This is a genomic window from Edwardsiella ictaluri ATCC 33202, assembly GCF_000264785.1.
GTDB classification, from domain to species: domain Bacteria; phylum Pseudomonadota; class Gammaproteobacteria; order Enterobacterales; family Enterobacteriaceae; genus Edwardsiella; species Edwardsiella ictaluri.
This window is the reverse complement of record NZ_AFJI01000008.1, coordinates 35001-61825: the sequence shown is the minus strand read 5'-3', so window position 1 is coordinate 61825 and position 26825 is coordinate 35001. Positions and strand designations below refer to the sequence as shown.

Annotated in this window: 24 protein-coding genes; 11 read left to right on the top strand and 13 right to left on the bottom strand. The window is 57.3% G+C overall.

What is annotated here, in order from left to right:
* Positions 1 to 7 precede the first annotated feature (7 nt).
* Together glyS and EIEH_RS00840 are read left to right on the top strand one after the other, a co-directional pair.
* On the top strand, positions 8 to 2077 hold the full coding sequence (glyS, locus tag EIEH_RS00845; protein WP_015869500.1) for a glycine--tRNA ligase subunit beta: 2070 nt from the start codon (positions 8 to 10) through the stop codon (positions 2075 to 2077).
* Positions 2078 to 2209: 132 nt separating this feature from the next.
* A complete protein-coding gene (locus EIEH_RS00840) occupies positions 2210 to 2929 on the top strand; it encodes a DUF3053 domain-containing protein (RefSeq protein WP_015869499.1) in 720 nt (239 codons plus the stop codon).
* Positions 2930 to 3000: 71 nt separating this feature from the next.
* Here the strand turns inward: EIEH_RS00840 and EIEH_RS00835 are convergent, their stop codons facing one another.
* From EIEH_RS00835 to ibpA, 3 genes are all read right to left on the bottom strand, one after another.
* Positions 3001 to 4260 (bottom strand): valine--pyruvate transaminase, encoded by a 1260-nt coding sequence (locus EIEH_RS00835; protein WP_015869498.1) that lies wholly within the window; start codon positions 4258 to 4260, stop codon positions 3001 to 3003.
* Between the two features lie 190 nt (positions 4261 to 4450).
* Positions 4451 to 4918, bottom strand: coding sequence for a small heat shock chaperone IbpB (ibpB, locus tag EIEH_RS00830; RefSeq protein WP_015869497.1), 468 nt, complete (start codon positions 4916 to 4918; stop codon positions 4451 to 4453).
* 115 nt (positions 4919 to 5033) lie between these two features.
* A complete protein-coding gene (ibpA, locus tag EIEH_RS00825; RefSeq protein WP_015869496.1) occupies positions 5034 to 5447 on the bottom strand; it encodes a small heat shock chaperone IbpA in 414 nt (137 codons plus the stop codon).
* A 274-nt stretch (positions 5448 to 5721) separates the two neighbouring features.
* Here ibpA and EIEH_RS00820 point away from each other — a divergent pair, with 274 nt between their 5' ends.
* Positions 5722 to 6072 carry a YceK/YidQ family lipoprotein gene (locus EIEH_RS00820; RefSeq protein WP_081167119.1) on the top strand — a complete coding sequence of 117 codons (351 nt, stop codon included), beginning with the start codon at positions 5722 to 5724 and terminating at the stop codon, positions 6070 to 6072.
* Positions 6073 to 6078: 6 nt separating this feature from the next.
* Here EIEH_RS00820 and EIEH_RS00815 read toward each other — a convergent pair whose 3' ends face one another.
* The 6 genes from EIEH_RS00815 to dnaA all read right to left on the bottom strand — a co-directional run bounded on the left by EIEH_RS00815 (position 6079) and on the right by dnaA (position 14489).
* Complete coding sequence (locus EIEH_RS00815) at positions 6079 to 7377, bottom strand: YidR family protein (RefSeq protein WP_015869493.1); 1299 nt, start codon at positions 7375 to 7377, stop codon at positions 6079 to 6081.
* 76 nt (positions 7378 to 7453) lie between these two features.
* Entirely contained in the window at positions 7454 to 8272 is an 819-nt protein-coding gene (gene yidA, locus EIEH_RS00810; RefSeq protein ID WP_015869492.1) for a sugar-phosphatase, read from the bottom strand.
* An 89-nt stretch (positions 8273 to 8361) separates the two neighbouring features.
* On the bottom strand, positions 8362 to 10776 hold the full coding sequence (gene gyrB, locus EIEH_RS00805) for a DNA topoisomerase (ATP-hydrolyzing) subunit B (RefSeq protein WP_015869491.1): 2415 nt from the start codon (positions 10774 to 10776) through the stop codon (positions 8362 to 8364).
* 43 nt (positions 10777 to 10819) lie between these two features.
* Positions 10820 to 11896 carry a DNA replication/repair protein RecF gene (recF, locus tag EIEH_RS00800; RefSeq protein WP_015869490.1) on the bottom strand — a complete coding sequence of 359 codons (1077 nt, stop codon included), beginning with the start codon at positions 11894 to 11896 and terminating at the stop codon, positions 10820 to 10822.
* A 76-nt stretch (positions 11897 to 11972) separates the two neighbouring features.
* The gene (dnaN, locus tag EIEH_RS00795; protein ID WP_012846885.1) at positions 11973 to 13073 is read right to left on the bottom strand and encodes a DNA polymerase III subunit beta; all 1101 of its coding nucleotides are present in this window, start codon (positions 13071 to 13073) and stop codon (positions 11973 to 11975) included.
* A gap of 24 nt (positions 13074 to 13097) precedes the next feature.
* Entirely contained in the window at positions 13098 to 14489 is a 1392-nt protein-coding gene (gene dnaA, locus EIEH_RS00790; protein ID WP_015869489.1) for a chromosomal replication initiator protein DnaA, read from the bottom strand.
* Between the two features lie 722 nt (positions 14490 to 15211).
* Here dnaA and rpmH point away from each other — a divergent pair.
* The 5 genes from rpmH (at position 15212) to mnmE (ending at position 19046) form a co-directional block, all read left to right on the top strand.
* A complete protein-coding gene (gene rpmH, locus EIEH_RS17040; protein WP_015462599.1) occupies positions 15212 to 15352 on the top strand; it encodes a 50S ribosomal protein L34 in 141 nt (46 codons plus the stop codon).
* A gap of 17 nt (positions 15353 to 15369) precedes the next feature.
* Positions 15370 to 15729, top strand: coding sequence for a ribonuclease P protein component (gene rnpA, locus EIEH_RS17035; RefSeq protein ID WP_015873072.1), 360 nt, complete (start codon positions 15370 to 15372; stop codon positions 15727 to 15729).
* Positions 15693 to 15947: a membrane protein insertion efficiency factor YidD gene (gene yidD, locus EIEH_RS17030; protein WP_071525660.1), complete on the top strand. Its 255-nt coding sequence runs from the start codon at positions 15693 to 15695 to the stop codon at positions 15945 to 15947. The genes rnpA and yidD overlap by 37 nt, the downstream gene beginning before the upstream one ends.
* A 1-nt stretch (position 15948) precedes the next feature.
* Entirely contained in the window at positions 15949 to 17574 is a 1626-nt protein-coding gene (gene yidC, locus EIEH_RS00780) for a membrane protein insertase YidC (RefSeq protein WP_015873071.1), read from the top strand.
* 107 nt (positions 17575 to 17681) lie between these two features.
* Positions 17682 to 19046, top strand: a complete 1365-nt coding sequence (gene mnmE, locus EIEH_RS00775) for a tRNA uridine-5-carboxymethylaminomethyl(34) synthesis GTPase MnmE (RefSeq protein ID WP_035608323.1) — start codon at positions 17682 to 17684, stop codon at positions 19044 to 19046.
* A 34-nt stretch (positions 19047 to 19080) separates the two neighbouring features.
* On the opposite strand, the gene smrA is transcribed toward mnmE, so the two are convergent.
* Both smrA and EIEH_RS00765 read right to left on the bottom strand, forming a co-directional pair.
* On the bottom strand, positions 19081 to 19656 hold the full coding sequence (smrA, locus tag EIEH_RS00770) for a DNA endonuclease SmrA (RefSeq protein WP_015873069.1): 576 nt from the start codon (positions 19654 to 19656) through the stop codon (positions 19081 to 19083).
* Positions 19657 to 19676: 20 nt separating this feature from the next.
* Complete coding sequence (locus EIEH_RS00765; RefSeq protein WP_035608320.1) at positions 19677 to 20327, bottom strand: TVP38/TMEM64 family protein; 651 nt, start codon at positions 20325 to 20327, stop codon at positions 19677 to 19679.
* 269 nt (positions 20328 to 20596) lie between these two features.
* Between EIEH_RS00765 and EIEH_RS00760 the strand changes: the two genes are divergently transcribed.
* The gene (locus EIEH_RS00760; protein WP_015873067.1) at positions 20597 to 21334 is read left to right on the top strand and encodes a 4'-phosphopantetheinyl transferase family protein; all 738 of its coding nucleotides are present in this window, start codon (positions 20597 to 20599) and stop codon (positions 21332 to 21334) included.
* Positions 21335 to 21953: 619 nt separating this feature from the next.
* On the opposite strand, the gene EIEH_RS00755 is transcribed toward EIEH_RS00760, so the two are convergent.
* Complete coding sequence (locus EIEH_RS00755; protein ID WP_015873064.1) at positions 21954 to 23291, bottom strand: NCS2 family permease; 1338 nt, start codon at positions 23289 to 23291, stop codon at positions 21954 to 21956.
* Between the two features lie 209 nt (positions 23292 to 23500).
* On the opposite strand from EIEH_RS00755, the gene adeD reads away from it, so the two are divergent.
* Positions 23501 to 25276 (top strand): adenine deaminase, encoded by a 1776-nt coding sequence (adeD, locus tag EIEH_RS00750; protein ID WP_015873062.1) that lies wholly within the window; start codon positions 23501 to 23503, stop codon positions 25274 to 25276.
* A gap of 66 nt (positions 25277 to 25342) precedes the next feature.
* Positions 25343 to 26014, top strand: a complete 672-nt coding sequence (gene yieH / locus EIEH_RS00745) for a 6-phosphogluconate phosphatase (RefSeq protein WP_015873061.1) — start codon at positions 25343 to 25345, stop codon at positions 26012 to 26014.
* A 60-nt stretch (positions 26015 to 26074) separates the two neighbouring features.
* On the opposite strand, the gene phoU is transcribed toward yieH, so the two are convergent.
* Positions 26075 to 26806 carry a phosphate signaling complex protein PhoU gene (gene phoU, locus EIEH_RS00740; RefSeq protein ID WP_015873060.1) on the bottom strand — a complete coding sequence of 244 codons (732 nt, stop codon included), beginning with the start codon at positions 26804 to 26806 and terminating at the stop codon, positions 26075 to 26077.
* Positions 26807 to 26825 lie beyond the last annotated feature (19 nt).

Below are 26825 nucleotides of genomic sequence, written 5' to 3'. Positions count from 1 at the left end.
GGCAGCCATGACGCAACAGACTTTCCTGGTTGAAATCGGCACGGAAGAGCTGCCGCCGAAAGCTCTTCGCTCCCTGGCGCAGGCCTTTGCCGACAACTTCCGCACAGAACTGGATAATGCCGGTCTGGCGCACGGCGATATCGAATGGTTCGCCGCGCCGCGCCGCCTGGCGCTGAAAGTCGCCGCCCTGAACGCGGCGCAGCCCGATCGCGAGATCGAAAAACGGGGTCCGGCCATCGCCCAAGCGTTCGACGCCGAGGGTAAACCGACCAAGGCGGCCGAGGGCTGGGCCCGCGGCTGTGGTATCAGTGTCGATCAGGCCGAGCGCCTGAGCACCGACAAAGGCGAGTGGCTGCTATACCGCGCGCTGCAAAAAGGGCAGCGCGCCCAGGATCTGCTGCCTGCGCTGGTCGCCAGCGCCCTGTCTCGCCTGCCTATCCCCAAGCTGATGCGCTGGGGCGACAGCGATACACAGTTTGTCCGCCCGGTGCATACCGTCACCCTGCTGTTGGGCAGCGAAAGCATTCCGGCGACGATCCTTGGGGTGCCGTCCGATCGCGTAATCCGTGGCCACCGCTTTATGGGCGAAGCCGAGTTCACCCTCGACAGCGCCGATCAGTATCCGCAGATCCTGCTGGAGCGCGGTAAGGTTATCGCTGACTATGATGCCCGCAAGGCGCTGATCAAGCGTGATGCCGAAGCCGCGGCGGCCCGCATCGGCGGCGTAGCCGATCTGAGCGATAGCCTGCTGGAAGAGGTCACCTCTTTGGTCGAATGGCCGGTCGTGCTGACCGCCAGATTCGAAGAGAAATTCCTCGCGGTTCCGGCAGAGGCGCTGGTATACACCATGAAAGGTGACCAGAAATACTTCCCGGTTTACGATGCGGCAGGCAAGCTGCTGCCAAACTTCATCTTTGTCGCCAATATTGACTCCAAGGATGCCCAGCAGATCATCGCCGGCAACGAGAAGGTGGTGCGCCCGCGTCTGGCCGACGCCGAGTTCTTCTTCAAAACCGACCGTAAGCAGCGCCTTGAGGACAACCTGCCGCGTCTGGAGAGCGTACTGTTCCAGCAGCAGCTGGGCAGCCTGCGTGACAAGACCGATCGCATCACCGCGCTGGCTGGCTGGATTGCCCAGCAGATCGGCGCCGATGTCAATATGGCAACCCGCGCGGGCCTGCTTTCCAAGTGTGATCTGATGACCAACATGGTGTTTGAGTTCACCGACACCCAGGGGGTCATGGGGATGCACTATGCCCGCCACGACGGCGAGGCCGAAGAGGTCGCCGTCGCCCTGAACGAACAATATATGCCGCGCTTTGCCGGCGATGCGCTGCCCACCTCCCTGGTCGCCTGCGCTGTCGCTATTGCCGATAAAATGGATACCCTGGCGGGGATCTTCGGCATCGGTCAGCATCCGAAGGGCGATAAAGATCCGTTTGCTCTGCGCCGCGCCGCGCTGGGCGTGCTGCGTATCGTCGTAGAGAAAAAGCTACCGCTGGATCTGCTGACTCTGACGCAGGAGGCCGTGCGCCTGTACGGTGACAAGCTGGGCAACGCCAGCGTCGTCGATGACGTCGTGGAATTTATGCTGGGCCGCTTCCGCGCGTGGTATCAGGAAGAGGGGCATGCCGTTGACACCATTCAGGCGGTGCTGGCGCGCCGTCCGACCCGTCCGGCCGACTTCGACGCCCGCGTACGCGCCGTCAGCCACTTCCGTACGCTGCCGGAGGCTGCTACGCTGGCCGCCGCCAATAAGCGCGTATCCAATATCCTGGCCAAATCAGGCGATGTCCTGGCTGAACAGGTACAGGCCGTCCTGCTGAAGGAACCGGCGGAAATCCGCCTGGCGGCCAACCTGATCACGCTGCAGGAGAAGCTGGCGCCGCTGTTCGCCGACGGCCGTTATCAGGAAGCGCTGGTTGAGCTGGCGACCCTGCGTCAACCGGTCGATGACTTCTTCGAGCAGGTCATGGTCATGGCCGACGATGAGCAGGTCCGCATCAACCGCCTGACGCTGCTGAACAAGCTGCGCGATCTGTTCCTGCAGGTCGCCGACATCTCCGTTCTGCAGTAGGTTAGCAGAGCAGGCTATCGAACCCGCCGTCAGGCGGGTTTTTTACTTTATGGCTGTTATCCCGCATTTTACGGGGTACACTAGATTGACAGATTTCGCACCATTCTTGCGCTGTTTACAGGAGTCACTCACATGACATTCGCAGTAAAAACATGGGTACAGCGTCTGCTGATGCCCGTTATGGCACTCTTTTTCGTCATGCAGCTGAGTGGCTGCGGCGATAGCGATAAAGAGCAGCAAAAAGCCTTTATCGACTATCTGCAGAATACGGTAATGCGCGGCAGCGTTACGATCCCCACCCTGAGCGAGGCCCAAAAACAGCAGCTGGGGCACTATGCCGGTGACTATGCTCTCCTGGTTACCTTTTCACAGAACTTCAACCACGCCATGGAAGGCAGCATGACGCCGCTGTTCAATACCCTGCAGCAGATCCGTACCCCGCAGGAGTATTTGACCCAGCGAGATCGTCTGCAGCGGGAGCTTGGCGCGCTGAACATGCTGGGCCAGCAGATCCAGAGCGCCAAGGCTCTGGCAGACAGCACCTATGCCACGCTGAAACAGCCTGAGGAGGTCAAAGCTGTATTTGACAAGGCCTTTACCAAGATTGTCACCGGCCCCAGCAACGCCGTTATGCCGATGATCCCGCAGGCGGAGGCGGTCGCCAAAACGCTGGTACAGGTCGGTGATTTCCTGCAAAACCTGGGGCCGCAGGTGCACTTCGATAATCAGGGCGTACAGCTGCAAACCCAGGCGCAGGTCGATCAGTACAACCAGCTGATGCGCGACCTTTCGGTAAAATACCAAGCGCTGATGGCGGCCCAACAGCAAAACGCTGGGCTGCTGCAGAACTAAAAGGCCTATCGCAAGGCGATAAAAAACCCGGCGCTGATGCCGGGTTTTTTACCTTGACGGCAAATGCCCCGCTAGGCGGCGCCCGCTTCCCGGTAGGCGCGCTCGACCTCTTCTGCCAGGATCTGTACCCCGCGCTCAATCAACGCCGGATCCGGCACATAGTTCATGCGCATACACTGCCGGGTATGTGGCCAATCCTGCGCCAGCCCCGGGAAAAAGTGGTCGCCGGGAACCATCAGTACGCCGCGCTGTTTCAGTCGCTGATACAGCACCTCGCTGCCAATCGGTAGATCCTTAAACCATAGCCAAAGAAAAATCGCCCCCTCTGGGCGGTGGATCAGGCAGCGCTCCTCCGGCAGATAGCGGCGAAGAATCGCCAGCGTCTGGTCAACGCGTTGCTGATAGAAAGGGCGGATCACCTCGCGGCTCAGCCGCAGCAGGTCGCCGCGCTCGATCATCCGCAGCGCCAACGCGGGACCCATGCTGCCCGGAGAGAGACTGATGACGCCGTTCATATTGCTCAGCGCCTGAATGGTTCGTTCGTCAGCCACCACGATCCCGCAGCGCACGCCCGGTAACCCTAGTTTCGACAAACTCATACACAGGATCGTATTCGGATTCCACTGCGGCGTCACATCGGTAAAGAGGATACCGGGAAAGGGCACCCCGTAGGCATTATCGATCAGCAGTGGGATGCGGTGCTGCCGCGCCAGAGCGTCCAGTCGGGTCAGCTCTTCATCCGTCAGCACGTTCCCGGTTGGGTTGGTTGGACGCGATACGCAGATCAGTCCAATGTCATCCTCAATCTTCAGGCGATCGAAGTCGATATGGTACTTAAACTGCCCCTGCGGCAACAGGGCAATGCTGGGCTTGTGCGCAACAAACAGATCATCCTCCAGGCCGGCGTCGGCATAACCGATATACTCCGGCGCCAGTGGAAACAGGATCCGCCGCCGAGCGCCATCGCTGCACCGTCCCGCAAACAGGTTAAAGAGGTAGAAAAACGCGCTCTGACTACCATTAGTCAGTGCAATATTTTGTGCTCCAATCGGCCAGCCATACTGTTCTGACAGCAGTCTGGCCAACGCCTCCAGCAGCGTATCTTTACCCTGTGGCCCATCATAGTTGCACAGCGCTTCGCCCAGCGTCCCCTCCTCCAGCAGTTCACGGTATAGGGAGGTAAAATAATCTTCCATCTGCACAATCCGTGCCGGGTTACCACCGCCCAGCATAATGGTGCCGGGCGTACGCAGGCCACTATTGAGATCGTCCATCAGACGGGTGATTGCAGAGTAACGGGTAAATCTCTCGCCAAAAGCAGAAAACGTCATAGCAGACCACGCGGGGGATTAGGGATAAAACAGCCACATTACCTGCAGTTGGACGATGCGACAAGTCAACCACTAAGTCCCTTTATTTTGATTATTCTGGAAAAATTTAAAATTACAGAATAAAAAAGGCGCAGCAACGGCTGCGCCAAATCGAGAGGGTTTATACCCACGGAGGGTATGGTGGATCTGATTATTGCTGATGGGTATCCGGTTCATTCCGACATTCAAGCGCCGCGGGATCGCGCGGCGCGGCACTGATGACAATACGCTGTGGCTGGAGCGCCTCCGGTACGTGACGTACCAGATCGATATTCAATAGACCGTTCTCAAAGGCAGCGCCCTCTACCGTCAGGTGCTCTGCCAGCGTAAAACTCAACTCAAAGGCTTTGCATACCAGCCCCTGATGCAGATACTCCACTGGCTTTTCCGGCTTGACCGGGTTACCGCGTACTGTCAGGCGTGGGCCTTCGACCTCAAGATCCAGCTCACTCTGGCGAAATCCGGCCAGCGCCAAAGAGATGCGGTAGTGGTTATCATCACTTTTTTCAATGTTATACGGTGGAAATCCCTGCGGCTCCAGTGAGGTCTGCATGGCATTAGCCAGCTTGTCAAAACCAATCCACTGGCGCATTAGCGGTGCAAGATCATAATTACGCATGTTCATATACTCCTTCTAAGAAGCGAGATGTTAATAATGCTCAGGTGGGATATTTCCCACCTACCTTATCCCCTAAGGCAGGCAAAAAAAACAATAGCCAACCAGCCAACTTTCGTTATTTTATATCAATCTTACGCGCCTGCTGCGACTCGGGAACAATACGCTCCAAGTCGATAAATAATAGTCCATTCTCCAGTCGAGCTTCATTGATATGAATGTGCTCAGCCAACTGAAATTTACGCTCGAAATTACGTTCGGCGATCCCCTGATACAAATAGGTTCGCCGCTTGTCGCTCACCAGATGGGACCCTTTAATAATTAATGAGTTAACGTGATATATTATCTCAAGCTCTGCCTCATCAAAGCCAGCAACGGCAATAGAAATACGGTAGTGATTATCATCTACCAGCTCAACATTATATGGAGGATATCCCCCATTGGTATTATTCTGGCCCGATTCAATAAGATTAAATAAACGATCGAATCCGATGGCAGAACGGTACAACGGAGCCAAATCAAAATTACGCATAGCGATAACCCCCTAAACAATGTAGCGAGGATGAAATAATCTTCTCAATGGACAGATTGATGAAATGAGTACCCTATCGGCGTATTCATTATTTCCCTGATAATAAGATGGCGACGATTCTGACGTTTTCAAGCAGTATCATCTAAATTTTATGATACAGCACAGATTGATAAAATTTGGCTGAAAAACAAACACAGCGTCAATGTTACGGTATATGCTAAGCAGCGTGGCCGAAAGAGACGGCGGCAGATTGGAATCAGCCCAGGATGACACTATGACTACACCCTTCGTGCGCCATACCACGCTCCTGCTTGCCGGGAGCATGCTGTTACTCAGCAGCGGATGTTCCAGCGTCATGACGCGCGTCGGCCCCCACCAGGGCTACTATGCGGGAACCAAAAACGATCTGCAGATGATCAGCAGCGAGGAGAGCGGCTGGGTCATGCGCCCACTGTTAGTATTGGATCTACCGCTGTCGGCGCTCGTCGATACGCTGCTGTTGCCCTATGACTACTACCGCACCGACGACGAGCCAGCCACAGAATCGCCGCGCGCCCGGGTGCAGCGCGCCGAGCAGGCCAGCGCTACCAACGGTATGGTGCCGCCGGCAGCACCAGAGAACTGACCGAAGCTACTCGCCATCTGAGGTCAGACGGGCGACAAAAATTTGCGTCCAACCGTTAACCTCTCGCATATAGGCTACCCAGCGGCCATCCGGTGACGGTATGACGGCGTCAGCACAGGGGGGCTGCGCCGTACGCCCGGTGATCCGGGTGACAGCGCCGCTGGCCACATCGCAGCGCACCACGCTGTTATCCATCACCATCAGCACCGAGCGCCCATCCGGATGCCAGTTAAAAGCAGATTGAACATCATGCGCGCCGTGCGTGATCTGGCGGGCCTCACCGCCATTAGGTGAGATCAGCCACAGCTGCACCACACCCTGCTCATCCCTCATCAGGAAAGCGATAGCACTGCCGTCCGGCGCACTGCGTACCCAATGGCGTGGCACCGTTGCCAGGCCGGGATGACGCCGTTGATGGGTAAAGGTTAAACGCCGCTGGCAGATGCCGGCCGGTGGCGCAGGAAGCGACGAGAGGGTCCCCTGCAATGGTTGATCCCCTGCGCATCGATAGGCCGCCATCTCCGCCGGTAGATCGACGATAAACAGCTCCGCAACGCGGCGACCGTCCAGATCCAAAGTATCGCCGATAAATGCCAACGCCCAACGTTGGTGCTGACCATCCTCTTTTAGGTATCCCTGCTTACCGATCCATCCCTCTTCGTAAGCCCGGGTAATATCATCACTACCGGGCCGCGGTGTCGGCGTCGTCGCACTGACCAGGACACAGAAGTGGCTGCCGTCATACTCGCGTGGGTGCTGTTTCTTCACGCGCACCGCTCCCATCGGCAAGGCTACCCCGATGTTGCGCTGATCGCGCTCAGGGCAATGCTCATGCATCACATGATCGTTATAGGTAAAACTCAGGCGTGAACCATCCGGGCTGAAGACATGCACATGGGAACCTCCGCGCAAGGCCCCGGGGAGATATGGAGCGGTGATCGATAACGCGTCCAGAGTCTCGGCCTGGCCAGGGCGATCGGCGCTAACGATGGCGCCACGCCGATGATGGAAGTCATACTGCCACTGCGCATCGGGATGCTCCGGACCATGGATGAAAACATAGCGCTCCGGCAGCGTCGGCGCTACCGTGACCACACCGACACAGGCCTCATCGCCGGCATGATAGATAACCTCGCACTGTCCATCCGGCACGCTGACCCGCTCAATGGTCACGCCGCTAAACGAGCCACCGTGTGGGCGGACATCGTAAGCGATCCAGTGGCTATCCGGAGTCCAAACGCCGGTATTGGTCAACTGATGTCCACGGGCATCGTGGGTCAGCTGTACTTCTGAAGGATGACGCATAGGAACCTCTTGACGGCCTACTTTCCCCCAGCATAAACCAGGTATCATCACGAGACGATGGTTTTATCTCGCTGATTTAGGCGGCATTAAGCACCCACTGCCGAATCGCCTGCGCCACCCCATCTTCACGGTTACTGGCCGTCACATGCTGCGCTGCCTCCAGAATAGCCGCTTCGGCATTACCCATCGCGACCCCTAGACCGGCATACTCGATCATCGCTAAATCATTGCCATGATCACCGATGCACATCACCGCCTGACGCTCGATACCCAGATGCTGTGCCAGACGCGCGATCCCTTTTCCCTTATCCACATCGCGATGCAAAATTTCCAAGAAGAAAGGGCTGCTACGCAGCAGGGTATAGCGTTGATATACCTGCGCAGGAATGCGTGCGATCGCCGCCTCCAGCACCGCCGGGTGATCGATCATCATCACTTTGGGGAAACGCAGGGAGGGATCCATCTGTTCTGCCGGGCAAAAATAGAGCGGTATGCCGGTAATAAAGGACTCATGCACCGTATACTTACTGATATCCTTATTGGCAGTAAACAGACGATCAGCGTCCAGTGCGTGAAAATGACAGTTCACCTCTCGTGCCAACGCCTCCAGATAGCGGTAGTCGCCATAGTCCAACGCAGTCTCAAACAGGGTCTCTCCGCTGTCCGCATGGACAATCAGCCCCCCGTTGTTGCACAGGCAATACTCCCCGGCGCTATCCAACCCCAGCTCCTGGAGATAACGCTGTACCCCAACCAACGGGCGCCCGGTGGCTAAGACCACGCGAACGCCTTGCCGACGCGCGGCGGCAATGGCCGCCTTGACCGCCGGCGTGATTTCCCGCGCTTCGTTCAACAACGTTCCATCAAGGTCGATGGCGATCAATTTTATTGGCATGATTCTCTCCCTTACTCGATGCTCGCTGGCAATTGCACAGCAAAAGGGGACGTTCCCGTCCCCTTAAATACTGACTTAACAATACGCGATTAGAAGTCTAGGTTGGAGGCCTTCAGCGCATTCTCTTCGATAAAGGCCCGACGCGGCTCAACCGCATCCCCCATCAGGGTGGTGAACAGCTGATCGGCTGCCACCGCATCCTTAATGGTCACACGCAACATACGGCGCCCTTCCGGATCCATGGTGGTTTCCCACAGCTGATCCGGGTTCATTTCACCCAGCCCTTTGTAACGCTGAATGGCCAGGCCACGACGCGACTCCTTCACCAGCCAGTCCAGCGCCTGCTCAAAGCTGGCCACCGGCTGACGACGTTCGCCGCGCTCCACGAAGGCGCTCTCTTCCAGCAGATCTCGCAGCTTTTCACCCAGCGCGCAGATACGGCGATACTCGGCGCCGTGAACAAAATCAAAGTCAAACCCATAGTCGGTATCCACACCGTGGGTACGCACACGCACCAGTGGCTCGAACATCTGACGTTCGCGATTCTCCAGAGCGCGGGCGCTATAGACGCTACCGTGCAGCTCTTTCTCGTTCAGCGTTGCCACCAGTGAGTTAATCCACTGCTCAACCTGCGCCTGGTTCCCCAGATCGGCGTCGCTGAGGGTCGGCTGATAGATCAGCTGGTTCAGCACCGCTTTGGGATAGCGACGCTCCATGCGACCAATCAGCTTCTGCGCCTGGTAATATTCCGCCACCAGTTTTTCCAGCGGCTCACCGGCCAGCGCGGGGGCGGCGGCATTGATATGCAGGGCGGCGCCGTCCAGTGCGATGGACATCTGATACTGATCCATCGCCTCATCGTCTTTAATGTACTGTTCCTGCTTACCTTTCTTCACCTTGTACAGCGGCGGCTGAGCAATATATACATGACCGCGCTCGATAATTTCCGGCATCTGGCGATAGAAGAAGGTCAGCAACAGGGTACGGATGTGCGAGCCATCGACGTCGGCATCGGTCATGATGATGATGCTGTGATAACGCAGCTTATCCGGGTTGTACTCATCCCGGCCAATGCCGCAGCCCAGTGCGGTGATCAGGGTCGCGACCTCCTGCGAGGAGAGCATCTTATCGAAGCGCGCCTTCTCCACGTTGAGGATTTTCCCCTTCAGTGGCAGGATCGCCTGATTCTTACGGTTACGTCCCTGCTTGGCAGAGCCGCCCGCGGAGTCCCCTTCCACCAGGTAGAGCTCTGAGTGGGCGGGATCGCGCTCCTGGCAGTCCGCCAGCTTGCCCGGCAGGCCGGCCAGATCCAGCGCGCCCTTGCGGCGGGTCATTTCACGCGCCTTGCGAGCTGCCTCGCGTGCGCGGGCCGCGTCGATGATTTTGCCCACGACAATTTTGGCATCGCTGGGATTTTCCAGCAGGTATTCAGCCAGACGCTCGTTCATCAGCGACTCAACGGCGGATTTCACCTCAGAAGAGACCAGCTTATCCTTGGTCTGAGAGGAGAACTTGGGATCCGGTACCTTCACGGATACCACGGCAATCAGCCCCTCACGCGCATCGTCGCCGGTAGCGGAGATTTTGCTCTTCTTGGTATAGCCCTCGTTCTCCATGTAGCTGTTCAGCGTACGGGTCATCGCCGCACGGAAACCGGCCAGATGGGTCCCGCCATCGCGCTGCGGGATGTTATTGGTAAAGCAGTAGATATTTTCCTGGAAGCCATCGTTCCACTGCAGTGCCACCTCTACGCCGATATCATCCTTCATGGTCGAAAAGTAAAACACGTTCGGATGGATTGGCGTTTTGTTCTTGTTCAGATACTCAACAAACGCCTTGATCCCACCCTCATAGTGGAAATGATCTTCGCGATCGTTGCGTTTGTCGCACAGACGAATGGAGACGCCGGAGTTCAGGAAGGAGAGTTCACGCAGGCGCTTGGCCAGGATGTCATACTGGAACTCAACCACATTGCTGAAGGTCTCCATACTCGGCCAGAAACGCACACGGGTACCGGTCAGATCGGTGTCGCCAACCACTTTCAGCGGTGCTGCCGGTACCCCGTGCCGGTAGATTTGCTCATGGACATGGCCGTCGCGACGGATCACCAGCTCCAGCTTTTCAGACAGGGCGTTCACCACGGAAACCCCCACGCCATGCAGGCCGCCGGAGACCTTATAGGAGTTATCGTCGAACTTACCCCCGGCGTGCAGCACGGTCATGATGACCTCGGCGGCAGAGACACCCTCCTCCGGGTGAATGCCGGTTGGAATGCCGCGGCCGTCATCCTGTACGGAGACGGAGTTGTCACTGTGAATGGTGACGATGATATCTTTGCAATAACCAGCGAGCGCTTCGTCAATCGCGTTATCCACCACCTCAAACACCATGTGGTGCAGACCCGTACCATCATCGGTATCCCCGATGTACATGCCCGGGCGCTTACGAACGGCATCCAGCCCTTTTAATACCTTGATACTTGAGGAGTCATACGTATTTGACATCAGCCTTTCTCGCTCATTGGATAACTATCGTAATAAATCGAATCTAAACGGCTATTTTACCTTGTTCCACGTGGAACATCTTGCCCTTTTCATCAACCATGTCGCCGATCTGATCGGCATTGACCGCGCTGACAAACACCTGTGCGCCGGTGGATTTCAGCCGTTCGGCAAGCAAACGGCGCCGCCCGGCATCCAGCTCAGAGGCGAAGTCATCGATCAGATACAGACACTGACGGCCGCTGTGGCGCGTCAGGTATTCCCCCTGTGCGAGGCGCAGCGCGCACATCAACAATTTTAGCTGCCCACGCGACAGCAAATCCTCAACCGGCGTACCGTCGGCGCGGATACGGAAGTCCGCTTTGTGCGGCCCCTGTGCGGTATAGGTCAGCGCCCGATCGCGCTCAAAGTGACGCTCCAGCAGCGCTGCATAATCGCTCTCGCGATCCCAGCCACGCATAAACGAAAAGGAGAGCGCATACTCTGGCAAAAACTGGCTGCAGGTCGCCGCAATGTCCTGGGCGATAGCCTCACTGTAGGCCGCCCGCAGCGCGCTGACCTGTTCGGCCAGCGGCACCAGCTCCTGATCCCAGGGGCGGATTTGGGCATAGCGCGTCACCTGACGCAGCGCGGCGTTACGCTGTTTCAACACCCGCCGCAGATTGTTCCACGCGGTAAAAAAGCTCCGCTCTCCGTGAAAACAGCCCCAGTCCAGGAAGGCCCGCCGGTATTTAGGTCCGCCATTGAGCAGGGTGAATCCCTCCGGGGTGATCAGCTGCATCGGCAGCATCTGCGCCAGCTCAGCCACTTTATGGCCGTCGCTGCCGTCGATGCGAACCTTGCTGTCCCCCTGGCGATCCTTGCTCAGCCCGACCGCCCGCTCCCGCCCGCCACCGTCATCAATGCGGCCATGCAACACGAACGCAGAGCAGTCGTGACGGATCACCCGCCCGGCCTGTAGGCTGCGAAACGCCCGCCCGTGCCCCAGCGTATAGATAGCCTCCAGCACGCTGGTCTTTCCACTGCCGTTGGCGCCGACCAAAAAATTAAATCCAGGGGCCAACGCGAGATCAGCCTCTTCGATATTACGAAAATCACGGATCACCAGACGGGTCAATGCCATGCACACCGCCCTGCCATAACCGCGGCGGATCCGTCGCAGCGCGGTGACTCACTACGCGGGCAAAAGGTAAACATCGTTACAGACGCATCGGCATCACGACATACACTGCCGCCTGACTGGCGGCATCTTCGATCTGTACGCTGGAAACCGCATCCGTCAGCATCATCACCACCCGCTCACACTTCAGGGCGTTTAACACATCCAGAACATAGCTCACGTTAAAGCCGATCTCCAGATCGCTGCCCGGATAGTCCACATCCAGCAGCTCCTCGGCCTCTTCTTGCTCCGGGTTGTTGGCCGTGATCTTCAGCTGGTTATGGCTGACATGCAAGCGTACGCCGCGGAATTTCTCATTGGAGAGGATCGCCGCGCGGGCAAAGGCCTGCTTCAGTTCGTCACAACCTGCCTCCAGGGCTTTATCCGGATTTTTTGGCAATACGCGACGATAATCAGGGAAACGTCCATCAACCAGCTTGGAGGTAAATATGAACCCCCCGACATGGGCGCGCAGGTTATTGCTGCCAATCTGCAGGCGCAGCGGCGTCTCGCCACCGTCCAGCAGACGCATCAGCTCAATGACGCCTTTACGCGGTACGATCACCGAATGGCTCGGCAGGCTCTGCCCGATAGGCATTGAACAGACTGCCAGGCGATGACCGTCCGTCGCCACGGTGCGTAGCTCTTCGCCCTCGGTTTCAAACAGCATACCGTTCAGATAATAGCGGACGTCCTGATGGGCCATGGAAAACTGCGTCGCCTCGATCAGGCGCTTCAGCGTAGCCTGCGGCAGAGTAAACTCTACCTCGCTCTGCCAGTCATCCAGGTTTGGAAAATCAGCTGCCGGTAGAGTAGACAGAGAAAAACGGCTGCGCCCGGAGCGAACCAGCATGCGATCGCCGTCCAACGCCACCGAGATTTCGGCGCCGTCCGGCAGACCGCGGCAAATATCCAGAAACTTACGCGCCGGGACCGTCGTCGCTCCCGCTTCATGGGGCTGTACCAGGGGTACCCTGGCCACCATCTCCATCTCGAGATCGGTGCCGGTCAGCGACAGATGGCCATCTTCCACCTGCAGCAACAGGTTACCCAGAATCGGCAACGTAGGACGCCCGCCCAGCGGGCTGCTCACCTGTTGCAACGGCTTGATAAGATGCTCACGCTCAACAATAAATTTCATATCGCTACGATGATTATTAGGTAATTAGGATGACAACGTTCTGATTAAATTAGAAAAATCTTCTTTTATATCGTGACTTTCTTCACGCAGCTGCTCAATCTTACGACAGGCGTGCAGCACCGTGGTATGGTCCCGGCCACCAAAGGCATCGCCGATCTCCGGCAGACTGTGGTTGGTCAGCTCCTTGGCCAACGCCATCGCCATCTGGCGTGGGCGGGCAACGGAGCGGGAGCGGCGCTTGGACAGCAGGTCGGCCACTTTAATTTTATAGTACTCCGCCACCGTCTTCTGGATGTTGTCGATAGTGACCAGCTTTTCCTGCAGCGCCAGCAGATCACGCAGCGCTTCGCGTACAAAATCAATGGTGATCGCCCGCCCGGTAAAGTTGGCGTTGGCGATAACCCGGTTCAGTGCCCCCTCCAGCTCGCGGACGTTCGAGCGCAGGCGTTTGGCAATAAAGAAAGCCACTTCGCCCGGCAGACGAATGTCGTTTTCATCGGCTTTTTTCATCAGAATAGCAACCCGCGTCTCCAGCTCCGGCGGCTCAATGGCCACCGTCAGTCCCCAGCCGAAGCGCGACTTCAAGCGGTCCTCTACCCCATTGATCTCCTTAGGATAGCGATCGGAAGTCAGGATGATTTGCTGATTGCCCTCCAGCAGCGCATTAAAGGTGTGGAAAAACTCCTCCTGTGAGCGCTCCTTATTGGCAAAAAACTGAATATCGTCTATTAACAGCGCATCGACAGAGCGGTAGTAGCGCTTGAACTCTTCAATAGCATTATTCTGCAGCGCCTTGACCATATCCTGAACAAAACGCTCAGAGTGCATGTATACCACTTTGGCATTAGGCTTACGCGCCATGATGCCGTTGCCTACCGCATGCAGCAGGTGCGTTTTACCCAAGCCGGTACCGCCGTATAGAAACAGCGGATTATAGGCACCACCCGGATTATCCGCCACCTGACGCGCCGCCGCGCGCGCCAGCTGGTTAGACTTACCCTCAACAAAGTTATCGAAGGTGTGCTTAGGATTAACGTTGGAGCGGTAGGAGAGCTCCGGCTGCGCAGTAACCCGCTCCCAGCTCGGTCGCGCCAGACTGCTGGCCCGTACGGCGGCCGGCGGCACGCTCGCGCCGCTGCTGGCGGCGCTGCTGACCGCAACCGGGACTATCGGCTTACTGCCCACCTCAAAACGCAACACCGGCGCATCGGAACCGCAAAAATCATTCAGCAAGCCATTAATATTATTAATATATTTATCACGAACCCAATCAAGAACAAAGCGGTTAGGCGCATACAGCGCCAGCGTGTTGTCACTGAGCTCCGCCTGAAGAGGACGGATCCACATGCTGAATTCTGTGGCAGGTAACTCATCCTGCAATCGGGCAAGACACTGCTGCCAAAGCGAAAGTGACACGGCGGACTCCACTCGAACAAAGATAAAGAAGAAATGATTAGGGTATTTATGGTTTTCATTACCGGAAATGCAGCCGGTAGCCCGCGGCGCGCAACGCGGCCGGATCCCAACGGGGCGGCGGGATCATAAACAGGTTACCCACAACTTGACCACTTCCTGGTCACCGCTTGCACGGCATACTCGCACAACCGCCCCTCACAAGAAAGGGATCGCGATTGGGATGGCGGATCATAGCCTAAACCGCCCAGAAGATCCTCTTCTTCTGCACAGAATCGCTCCTTTTTATCCACAGACCAGCCAGCCCCTGTATGGATTATTCCTTTTCCTATGCAATATAGCGTTAACGGCAGCACAAAGCGGAAACTTTCAGAAAAACCGTTGATCAATGCCATACTGATCCCAAGATCGACAGAAGGATCGCGCTAAGATCCTTGCGCTTTGGTAGGGAGTCCGTATAATTTGCCACCCACGCGTTACGCCTGCGTTCTGTTGCCGGAAACGCAGTACCCCAACCCTCCGGAAGGTTAGGTGTGACGGTGACAGCGGGTTTACCCGTGTGAGCCCAGGTGAGCTGCTTGGCATAAGTCAATTGACTCAGGACTGTACAATTATTACAATCCTGCCTCTTTAATATATGCGATTGAGGCGTCGGTCGTTCTCACGTCGAGTAGCCAAACGCGTTTACTGATCAGTAATTATTTAAAGTTTAGGTAGAAATCGCTATGAAACGCACTTTCCAACCGTCCGTATTGAAACGCAACCGTACCCACGGTTTCCGTGCCCGTATGGCAAATAAAAATGGCCGTCAGGTTCTTGCCCGTCGCCGCGCTAAAGGCCGCGCTCGTCTGACCGTAGCCGGTTAATTTAGCTGACCAGATTAGTGGTTAAGCTAAGTTTCCCTAGGGAGTTACGTTTGTTAACTCCCAATCACTTCAATTTCGTCTTCCAGCAACCGCAACGAGCCGGTACGCCCCAACTTACCATTCTCGGCCGTATGAACTCGCTGGGGTATCCCCGCATCGGTCTTACTGTCGCCAAAAAGCATGTCAAACGCGCTCATGAGCGTAACCGTATCAAGCGCCTGACACGCGAAAGTTTCCGTCTGCGTCAGCATTCGCTGCCAGCTATGGACTTTGTGGTAATCGTCAAAAAGGGTGTTCAGGAACTCGATAATCGGGCGCTGACAGAGATGTTGGAAAAATTATGGCGTCGCCATTGTCGCCAGGCTCGCGCCTCCTGATTGCGCTGATACGTGGTTATCAGCGCTTTATCAGTCCGCTGCTTGGGCCACACTGCCGCTTCCATCCTACCTGCTCACAGTACGGAATTGAGGCATTGCGCAGGTTTGGAATGGTAAAAGGCAGTTGGTTGACGCTGAAACGCGTATTAAAATGCCACCCTTTGAACCCGGGTGGCGATGATCCCGTGCCGCCAAAGACCAATAACAGAGAACATTAAGATGGATTCGCAACGTAATCTATTCCTCGTCGCTCTGCTGTTCGTGTCCTTCTTAATCTGGCAGGCCTGGCAGACGGACCATAATCCGCAGCCGGTCGCTCAGACAGCAGGACAGAGCATAAGTGACACCGCTAGCCAGGCAGTACCGGAAAGCGGTCAGGGTAAGCTTATTACGGTTAAGACCGACGTACTGGCTTTGACCATCAACACCCGCGGTGGTGACATCGAGCAGGCCGATCTGCTGGCCTACCCGGCTACTCTGGGCTCAGATACCCCATTCCAACTGCTGGAAACCACGCCGCAGTTTGTCTACCAGGCTCAGAGCGGCCTGACCGGCAAGAGCGGTCCGGATAACCCGGCGAACGGCGCCCGCCCGCTGTACAGCGCTAACCAAACCAGCTATGAAATGCTGCCGGGCCAGGATGAGCTGCGAATCCCGCTGACCTATACTGCTGCAAACGGCGTTATCTACACCAAAACCTTCGTTCTTAAGCGCAATGACTACGCCATCGCCGTTGACTATAAGGTGAAAAACGACAGCCACGACGCACTGGATCTGACCCTGTTCGGGCAGCTCAAGCAATCCGTCGATCTGCCAAAGCACCGCGATACCGGCAGCAACAACTTTGCACTGCACACCTTCCGCGGCGCGGCTTACTCCTCCAGCGATGACAAGTATCAGAAGTACAGCTTCAGCGATATCGAAGACAAGAACCTGAACGTGCAGACGAAAGGCGGCTGGGTCGCCATGCTGCAACAGTACTTCGCCACCGCCTGGATCCCGCACGACAGCGGCGTAAACACCTTCTACAGCGCCAATCTGGGTAATGGCCAGGCGGCTATCGGCTATAAGGCGCCGTCCGTTAGCGTCGCGCCAAACACAGAGAAGGTGCTCAGCACCACGCTGTGGGTCGGTCCGGAGCTGCAAAGCGATATGGCTGCCGTTGCGCCACACCTTGATTTGACCGTGGACTATGGCTGGCTGTGGTTTATCTCTCAGCCGCTGTTCAAGCTGCTGCAGCTGATCCACAGCTTCGTCGGGAACTGGGGCTTCGCCATCATTATCATCACCTTTATCGTTCGTGGCATCATGTACCCGCTGACCAAGGCGCAGTACACCTCGATGGCCAAGATGCGTATGCTGCAGCCCAAGCTGCAGGCCATGCGCGAACGTATCGGCGATGACAAACAGCGCATGAGCCAGGAGATGATGGCGCTGTACAAGACCGAGAAGGTTAACCCGTTGGGCGGCTGCTTCCCGCTGCTGATCCAGATGCCTATCTTCCTGGCCCTGTACTACATGCTGATGGGCTCCGTCGAGCTGCGTCAGGCGCCGTTTGCCCTGTGGATCCATGACCTGGCCGCGCCGGACCCGTTCTACATTCTGCCTATCCTGATGGGCGTAACCATGTTCTTCATCCAGAAGATGTCGCCGACAACCGTCACCGATCCGATGCAGCAGAAGATCATGACGTTTATGCCGGTTATCTTTACCGTCTTCTTCCTGTGGTTCCCTTCAGGCCTGGTGCTGTACTATATCGTCAGCAACCTGGTTACCATCATCCAGCAGCAGCTGATTTACCGCGGTCTGGAAAAACGCGGTCTGCACAGCAGGGATAAAAAATAACCCACGCTGATGCAGCGAGGTACCAGGGGGGCGGTCTGATGACCGCCCCTTTTTTCTTGCCGCCCGCCGCGCGGGCCAGCACTCAACGCCAAAAGAGAGAGAACATGATCAGCTCATCCGACACCATCGTCGCCCAGGCTACCGCGCCGGGACGCGGCGGCGTAGGGATCCTGCGCGTATCCGGCCCGCAGGCGCAGGCCGTAGCCATGGCGCTATTGGGCAAGCTGCCCAAACCGCGCTATGCCGATTACCTGCCGTTCCGAGACCATGATGGAACCCCGCTGGATCAGGGCATTGCCCTCTATTTCCCCGGCCCCAACTCCTTTACCGGAGAGGATGTTCTGGAGCTACAGGGCCACGGTGGTCCGGTGATCCTCGATTTATTGTTAAAGCGTATTCTGCAACTGCCGGAACTGCGCATCGCCCGTCCGGGTGAGTTTTCCGAACGTGCATTCCTCAACGATAAAATGGATCTGGCGCAGGCCGAGGCGATTGCCGACCTTATCGATGCCAGCTCAGAGCAGGCGGCTCGCTCGGCGGTCAACTCGCTGCAGGGCGTCTTCTCGGCGCGCATCCATCAGCTGGTCGAGTCCCTGATCCACCTGCGTATCTACGTCGAGGCCGCCATCGACTTTCCCGATGAAGAGATAGACTTTCTCTCCGACGGTAAGGTGGAGGCTCATCTGAATGCGGTGATGGATGAACTGGCCGGCGTACGCACGGAAGCGCGCCAGGGCAGCCTGCTGCGTGAGGGGATGAAAGTGGTGATCGCCGGGCGTCCTAACGCCGGGAAATCCAGTCTGCTCAATGCGCTGGCCGGACGAGAGGCGGCTATCGTCACTGATATCGCCGGGACCACTCGCGACGTCCTGCGTGAGCATATTCATATCGATGGCATGCCGCTGCACATCATCGATACCGCCGGGCTGCGCGAGGCCAGCGACGAGGTGGAGCGTATCGGCATTGAGCGCGCCTGGCAGGAGATCGAGCGCGCCGATCGCGTACTGTTTATGGTCGACGGCACCACCACCGACGCCACCGATCCCGCCGCCATCTGGCCCGATTTTATTGCGCGTCTACCAGCAAGCCTGCCCATTACCGTAGTGCGGAATAAGGCGGACGTCACCGGTGAGACGCTGGGGATCAGCGACTGCGATGGCCATACGCTGGTGCGCCTGTCGGCCCGCACCGGCGCTGGCGTCGACGTGCTGCGCGATCACCTCAAGCGCAGTATGGGCTTTGACACCCGTCTGGAGGGGGGATTTCTGGCGCGCCGCCGTCACCTGCAGGCGCTGGATCAGGCCGCCCTGCACCTGCAGCAGGGAAAAGATCAGCTGCTCGGCGCCATGGCCGGTGAGCTGCTAGCCGAAGAGCTGCGTCTGGCGCAGCAGTCGCTCAGCGAGATCACCGGCGAATTTACCTCTGACGATCTGCTGGGGCGCATTTTCACCAGCTTCTGCATCGGCAAGTGAGGCTAGGCCGAAACGAACGCCGGCCCGCCCGGCGTTATCCCCGTCGTTTCTGGTGACGCTCTCGGTTATCCGCCTTACGCCGCTCGCTCTTACGCAGCAGGATATAGAGCGCGCCGCTGCCGCCGTGGCGCCTATCGGCGCTGTGTATCGCCATCACGTCAGGGATCTGCGGCAGCCAGGCGCTGACATAGCTTTTCAGCAGCGCCTGAGGCTGGCTGCGCTCCCCTTTGCCATGCAATACCAGCGCGGTACGAACGTCGCGCGCGATGCAGTCCGCCACGAACTGCAGCAGCGCGGTGCGCGCCTCGATCAGCGTATGACGGTGCAGATCCAGAACCGCCTGCAGTGCATATTTACCCAGCCGCAGCTTACGATAAACCCCGTCTTGGATCCCCTCACGCTTAAATCCCAGCAGATCGCACGGACGTAGCATCTCGACCGACGCCATCGAGAGCGAGTCCAAAGACACATCCAAGGTCCGCTGCGCAGCCGCCCGCCGGGCCAACTGCGCCTCACTGGGTGGCGTGGCGCGCGCCGTCGACACGCGGCGATCCGGGACCAGCGGCTTCACGCCGGCCATCTCCTGACAAAACAGCTGATGGCTATCCATTCTTATCTCCTCGTACAACCTCAGTCATCTGACACCGTATCTGGACTATCGCATACCGCGCCGAGACAATGACGGTATACCTGGCGTGCCGCCTGGGTAATGACAAACAGCAGCAGGCCGCACAGCAGCAGTTCTACGCTAACCTGCCAGGTCACCCCATTTTGCGCCAATGTCGCCGCCATATAGCTGTAGAGAAATGTCCCCGGTAACAGCGTTAACGCTGAAATCCAGGTATATCGCCAAAAGCCGATGTCCGTCAGCCCATATACATAGTTTTGAATATTGTAGGGAAACAGCGGCACCAGGCGGGTAAAAATCAAAAAGTCGACGCCATAGCGCGTCATCCCCAAAGTGATCCGCTGAAACAGGGGACGCGACCCAAAACGGGCCTGTAGCCAGTCACGCCCCAAATACCGCGCCAGCAGAAAGGCGCAGGCGGATGCCAGCGTCGCCGCCAACAGTGAAAATAGCGTTCCCCACCATACCCCAAACAGCATCGCCGCCGCGATCACCAGAATACTGCCCGGAAACAGCATCAGCGAGGCGGCAATAAACAGGATCATATAGCCCAGCGCGCCATAGACAAACCCCATCTCCCCCAGCAGACGCTGCAGCGCCGCCAGATCGCCGCTCAGCGTGCGCAGCGGCGTGCAACCGATCGCAGCAGCCACCAGCGCCAACATCCCCCATCGCCGCCAAGGTTTACGCCTTCTTTTCCATCGCATGTCTCCTCTTATTTCGTATTCCTCGCTAGCGTGGTAACCAAATCAGTGCGCTATGCCACACATTACATACATGATGATTATCAAATATCGTTAGAGGATAAATACTTCTAAGGGTTATACAACCGCCATGTGACAGGCATGCTGGACTGACACGGTAAATGCGCCGATCTTTACCGCCTGACGCATCATTATGATCGGCAGTATAGGGAGAGACTATGGAAAGCCACTTTGTCTGGTGGAACACAGAGCATCGCCCACTGGACGTCCATCGACTCACCGAAGACGTCATTGCAACCTCACTCCACTACTCACCTAAACGGCGTGAGCGTTTTCTGCACGCCCGGGTTGCGCTGGCGGAGCTGATGGCCATTCTGTATGGCCACAATAAACTGCCGCGTACGGCGATCGACTGCCACGGGCGTCCTTTTTTTATCGATCCCTGCCTGCCCGACTTCAGCCTTGCCTATGGCAGCAATATCGTCGGGGTGATGCTGGGATGTACCGGTAAGGTAGGTCTGGATATTGAGGTTATCCGCGCCCGCCAGGGTGGATTCGTCACCCTGCAGCAGCAGTACCTGAGCAATACGGAAAAAGTCTGGATCGCACGCCAAGAGGATAGGCTGGAGGCGATCACCCAGCTGTGGGCCATCCGCCAATCCGTGCTGAAAATATCCGGCCTCGGCAATAGCGGACTCGGTACCCTACAACTCCAGCCCGGCGTGGGAAAACTGCGCTCAAGCGCCACGCCGCAGGTAGAAACCCTGAGTGCGATACACAAAGATATAGCCTGGGCCTGTAGTCGCTCACCCTCTCTGCAGCGGCTGCACTACTGGTATATGCAGCCCAACGGTCGCATGGCCAACGTTGATAGAGAGAAACGCCAGACACTGGAATTGTTACCAACGTTTCTACGCTTTACCAGCCATATTCCTCTACAAACGGTATCAGGTTGACGACCGGGCTCTGAGCGCAGAAAAACCACCGACATGTTTGATAAAAAGGATTTACTCTCCATAAGCGTGTCCATGCTCTTGCGCTACTGACGCTGCCGCTGATCCCGAGCGTCAGCGCCAGTCGTCTACCCGACGGCGAGCAGCCACTGCCGGAAAGCCTGTGCCAGGAACATCTGCCACACAACGGCGATCTGATCGATAACCGCCTGATAGCCAGTGATAAGCCTGAGCGTCATGTACGACACCCCACGTAACGTCTGGGCGCGCTGTACCCCATACGCCTAATGCAGGATTCTCCGTCACAGTATGCCAACACGCAGCCGATCGCACCCAGGGAGAAATCACTATCGCTGCGGATACCCCGCTGAATAACCGACGCATCTACCAGGTCAACTTCGCACACAGCGCCACGACGCAACGGCAGGTGGCCGGGCTCCATCGTCTGCTCCGTCCAACCAATCAGGTCCAGCGTACCCGCTGTAACCGCGACGTTGACGGCCAGTCACAATGGCAACAGCGCTATCGCCAGCCGCTGCGCTGACTTATGGACGACTGCCATACTCCATAAACAAACAGGGAGGGCCAATGCCCTCCCTGTCGCTGCGTCCCATTGCATGGATCAGTGCGCGTCAACCAACGCTATCTTCAGCACAAACAGCAGCGCCACCACCACCACGCAGGGGCTAATCTCACGCCAGCGTCCCGTGCCCGCCTTCATCACGCAGTAGGCGATAAAGCCGAGCGCGATCCCCTCGGTGATCGAGAAGCTGAACGGCATCATCACCGCGGTAATAAACGCCGGTACCGCCTCGGTCAGATCGTCCCACGTAACCCGCGCCAGACTCGAGGTCATCAGCACGCCGACGTAGATCAGCGCCCCAGCGGCAGCATATCCCGGCACCATGGCCGCCAGCGGAGAGAGAAAGATAACCAGCATAAACAGCAGCCCCACCACCACGGCGGTCAGGCCAGTGCGCCCGCCGACGGAGACCCCAGAGGAGCTTTCAATATAGGCGGTCACAGAGGAGGTACCGATAAAAGAACCGGCGACGGAGCTGATACTGTCCACATACAGCGCCTGCTGCATGCGCGGAAACTTGCCGTTGACGTCCGTCAGACCTGCTTTATCCGTAACGCCAATCAGCGTGCCCGAGGAGTCAAACAGGTTCACCAGCATAAAGGAGAAGATAACACCGGACAGACCGATATTCAGCGCGCCGCTCAAATCGACCTGACCGACTACGCTGGTCACGCTGGGCGGCATGGAGAAAATGCCGCTGTACTGCACGTCACCCAACAGCAGACCGATAGCCGTGGTCACCACAATAGATACCAGCACCGCGGCGTGAATGTTGCGCGATGCCAGAACAGCGATGATGAAAAAGCCCAGCGCTCCCAGCAGGACATGGTGCGACGTCAGCTCCCCCACGGTCACCAGCGTATCCTGGTTCGGCACGATGATGCCGGCGTTTTTGAGCCCCATCATGGCAATAAACAGGCCGATACCGCTGGTGATCCCCACCCGCAGACTCAGCGGAATATTGGCGATCATCCAATAGCGAATACGGAATATCGTCAGCAGCAGCAGAGCGACGGCGCCCCAGAAAATGGCGCCCATCCCGATCTGCCAGGAGAGCCCCATTGCCCCGACGACCACGAAAGCAAAGAAGGCATTCAGCCCCATCGCCGGCGCCAGCGCGACCGGAAGATTGGCTAACACCCCCATAAGAATACTGCCGAAGGCAGCAATCAGACAGGTCGTCACAAACACGGCCTGGGTATCCATGCCTGCGGCACTGAGGATCTGCGGGTTAACGAAGACGATATACACCATGGTGAGGAACGTGGTGAAACCGGCAATCACTTCGGTCCTGACGGTGGTACCATGTGCCTGTAGTTTAAAGACGCGCTCGAATACGCCCCGGGAGTGAGCGGTATTGGACGTGGATTGGCTCATACATGAAATCCGTATAGTATCTTGGGTGGCCATCCTATACTAAAAATGCCAAATATTGATATTTGTCACATCCTTTTTTGCTGTTTCTTTGCCTCCGATCAGCCTATGTGATGTAACGCAAACGCTTATATACATAAAATTGCTACAATAGACATGTGAAAACGCTTTAATATCAAAATGATAAAATAAATATCTGTAAGGTGAACCACATGGAAGATATTCATCACAAACATACGCAATCGGTTTCCCGCTCTGATATGCTGCGTCTTCTGGCCGTTTCACGTGGCGATCAGCCTGCAGACCTCATCATCGATAATGTTTTCCTGCTGGATCTCATCAACGGCGGAACCCTGCCGGGTCCCATTCTCATCAGCGGTGACAGCATTGCCGGCGTCGGGCCGGCCTATGCCGGTACCGCGGCCCTGGAGCGCATTGACGCCGGCGGTGCCATCGCCGTTCCCGGCTTTATCGACGCCCACCTGCACATCGAGTCCAGCATGATGACCCCCATCGCCTTCGAAAGCGTCACGTTGCCCCTCGGCGTCACCACTATCGTATGCGACCCCCATGAAATCGTTAACGTGATGGGGGAAAAGGGGCTGACATGGTTCCTGCGCTGTGCCGAGGGTGCACAGCAAAACCAGTTCATACAGATCAGCTCCTGTGTGCCGGCACTGGCCGGAACCGATATCAACGGTGCAGAGTTCCCCCTGACAGCAATGCTGCCCTATCGTGAGCATCCCCATGTGCTGGGACTGGCAGAGATGATGAACTTTCCCGGCGTCATTGCCGGCGATGAGCCTACTCTCGATAAGCTGGATGCGTTCCGCCACCTGACGCTGGACGGCCATAGCCCCATGCTGAGCGGCAAAGCGCTGAATGCCTATCTGGCCGCCGGCGTGGAAAACTGCCATGAGACACTGGCGCTGGAAGAGGGACGGGAAAAGCTGGCACTGGGCATGGCGCTGATGATCCGCGAAGGCTCCGCGGCGCGTAACCTGGATACGCTGGCGCCTCTGATCAGCGAGTTCAATAGCCCGCAGTGCATGCTGTGCACCGATGACAGGAATCCATGGGAGATCGCGCACGAAGGGCACATTGATGCGCTGATCCGGCGCCTGATCCAACGGCATCACATCGCGCCACACGTAGCATACCGCGTCGCCAGCTGGTCGGCGGCGCGCCACTTTGGTCTCAAGCGCCTGGGGTTGATCGCCCCGGGGAAAAAGGCAGATATTGTCCTGCTGGATAACCTTGAGCAGGTGGCCATTCGCCAGGTATTTGCTGGCGGTAAGGCCATCGATGCACAGCAGCTGCTGCGCAGCGCAGCGATGCGCCAGCTGGCCAGCTGCCCGCCGCAGCACAATACCCTACGGCGAGCCCCACTCAGCGCTGAGGATCTGACGCTACCCCTGACGCAGGATGCCGACTATCGCGCCATTCAGCTAATCCCCAACGAGCTCATCACCCCGGCCAGGACGGTACGCTGGCTGGGCGATGGCTTCGATACGCCAGACGTATGCCGCATTGCGGTGATGGAACGCTATGGTCAGCAGAGGGTGCCAGCGCTGGGCCTTCTTCACAATAGCGGCCTGAGCAAAGGAGCACTGGCGGCCACCGTCAGCCACGACAGCCACAATATTGTGGTCATCGGCCACCATCCGGCAGAGATGGCACTGGCGGTCAATCAGCTGATTGACGACGGCGGCGGACTGTGTGTCGTTGCCGACGGACAGGTCGTAGTCCATCTGCCGCTGCCCATCGCCGGCCTGATGAGCTCACGATCGGCGGCAGAGATTGCCGATATCATCGATGCGCTGAAACAGGCCTGCCGCAACTGCGGCATGACCCTGAATGAACCGTTTATTCAGATGGCGTTTCTCTCGCTGCCGGTGATCCCATCGCTCAAGCTGACCAGTCTTGGGCTGTATGATGTAGACCACTTCCGCTTTACCGAGGTTCGCATACCGGAAGAGAGCGCTTAAACTAGGACAAAAATAACGTTGATACGGCGCGGACATCTCCGCGCCGACCGGCCAAAAAGGACGCCCATGAGCAGTATCCGCTGTATTCTCTTCGACTGTGATGGAACGCTGGTAGACAGCGAAATGATCTGCAGTAAAGCCTATGTAAGTATGTTCTCCCAGTATGGGATAACGCTATCGCTGGAAGATATCTACCGCGAATTCAAAGGAGTGCGGCTGTACGAAATTATTGACGTGATACAGCGGCGCCATCCGTTCACGGCCGATCGCGCCGAGATGGAGTCTCACTACCGCGCCGAAGTGGCGCGTCTGTTCGACAGCGAGCTCCAGCCAATTCCCCACGCCAACGAGCTGCTAAACCAAGTCTGCGTCCCCATGTGTACCGCCTCCAATGGACCTGTCAGCAAGATGCAGAGTTCCCTTGGCGCCACCGGAATGCTGCCCTTCTTCGGCGATCGTCTGTACAGTGGCTACGATATTCAGCGCTGGAAACCCCTGCCGGATTTATTGCTCCACGCAGCCCGGGATATGGGGGTTGATATCGGTGAGTGCATTCTCGTAGACGACTCGCCGGCCGGGGCACAGTCCGGCATTGCCGCCGGCATCCCGGTATTTTACTTTTGCGCCGACCCCCACAACCCGGCGATCGACCATCCGCTGGTCACCACCTTTGACGATCTGCGCCAGCTCCCGCAGCTGTGGCGCCAGCGCGGCTGGCAACTGACCCGCGACGCATAAAAAAGGAGGGCCGCCCCTATAGGCGGCCCGATACGGTTCAGCGCGCGGCGACGTAGGAGGTTATGCCTCGTCCGTCCGCCTATGATCTGTCAGCAGCTGCTCCAGATCATCACCGCCGATATGGCGGAAATCCTGCCCTTTGACATAGTAGAAAATAAACTCACAGATATTCTGGCAGCGATCGCCGATGCGCTCGATAGAGCGGGCACAGAACAGCGCCGTCAATACGCTGGGAATGGTACGCGAGTCCTCCATCATATAGGTCATCAGCTGACGCACAATGCCTTCATACTCCTGATCGACCTTCTTATCTTCCCGATAAATCCGAATGGCCTCATTCAGATCCATGCGCGCAAAGGCATCCAGCACATCGTGCAGCATCTGTACGGTATGCCGCCCCAGGGACTCCAGGCTAACCAGCAGCGGCTGATGCTGCTGGGAGAACTTCTCCAGCGCGGTGCGGCAGATTTTATCCGCGACGTCACCAATGCGCTCCAGCTCGGAGATCGTTTTGATAATCGCCATCACCAGGCGCAGATCGCTGGCGGTAGGCTGACGCTTGGCAATAATTTTAACGCAGGCCTCATCGATGGCGATCTCCATCATGTTGACCTTGGCATCCCCTTCCACCACCCGACGCGCCAGATCGGCATCCTGGTTATGCATGGCGGTGATCGCATCCGTCAGCTGCTGCTCCACCAGCCCGCCCATGCTCATTACCTGGGTGCGGATATATTCAAGCTCGGCATTAAACTGACCGGAGGTGTGCTTGTTTAAATTCAGATTATCCATGTTCCCTTCCTAAAAACCA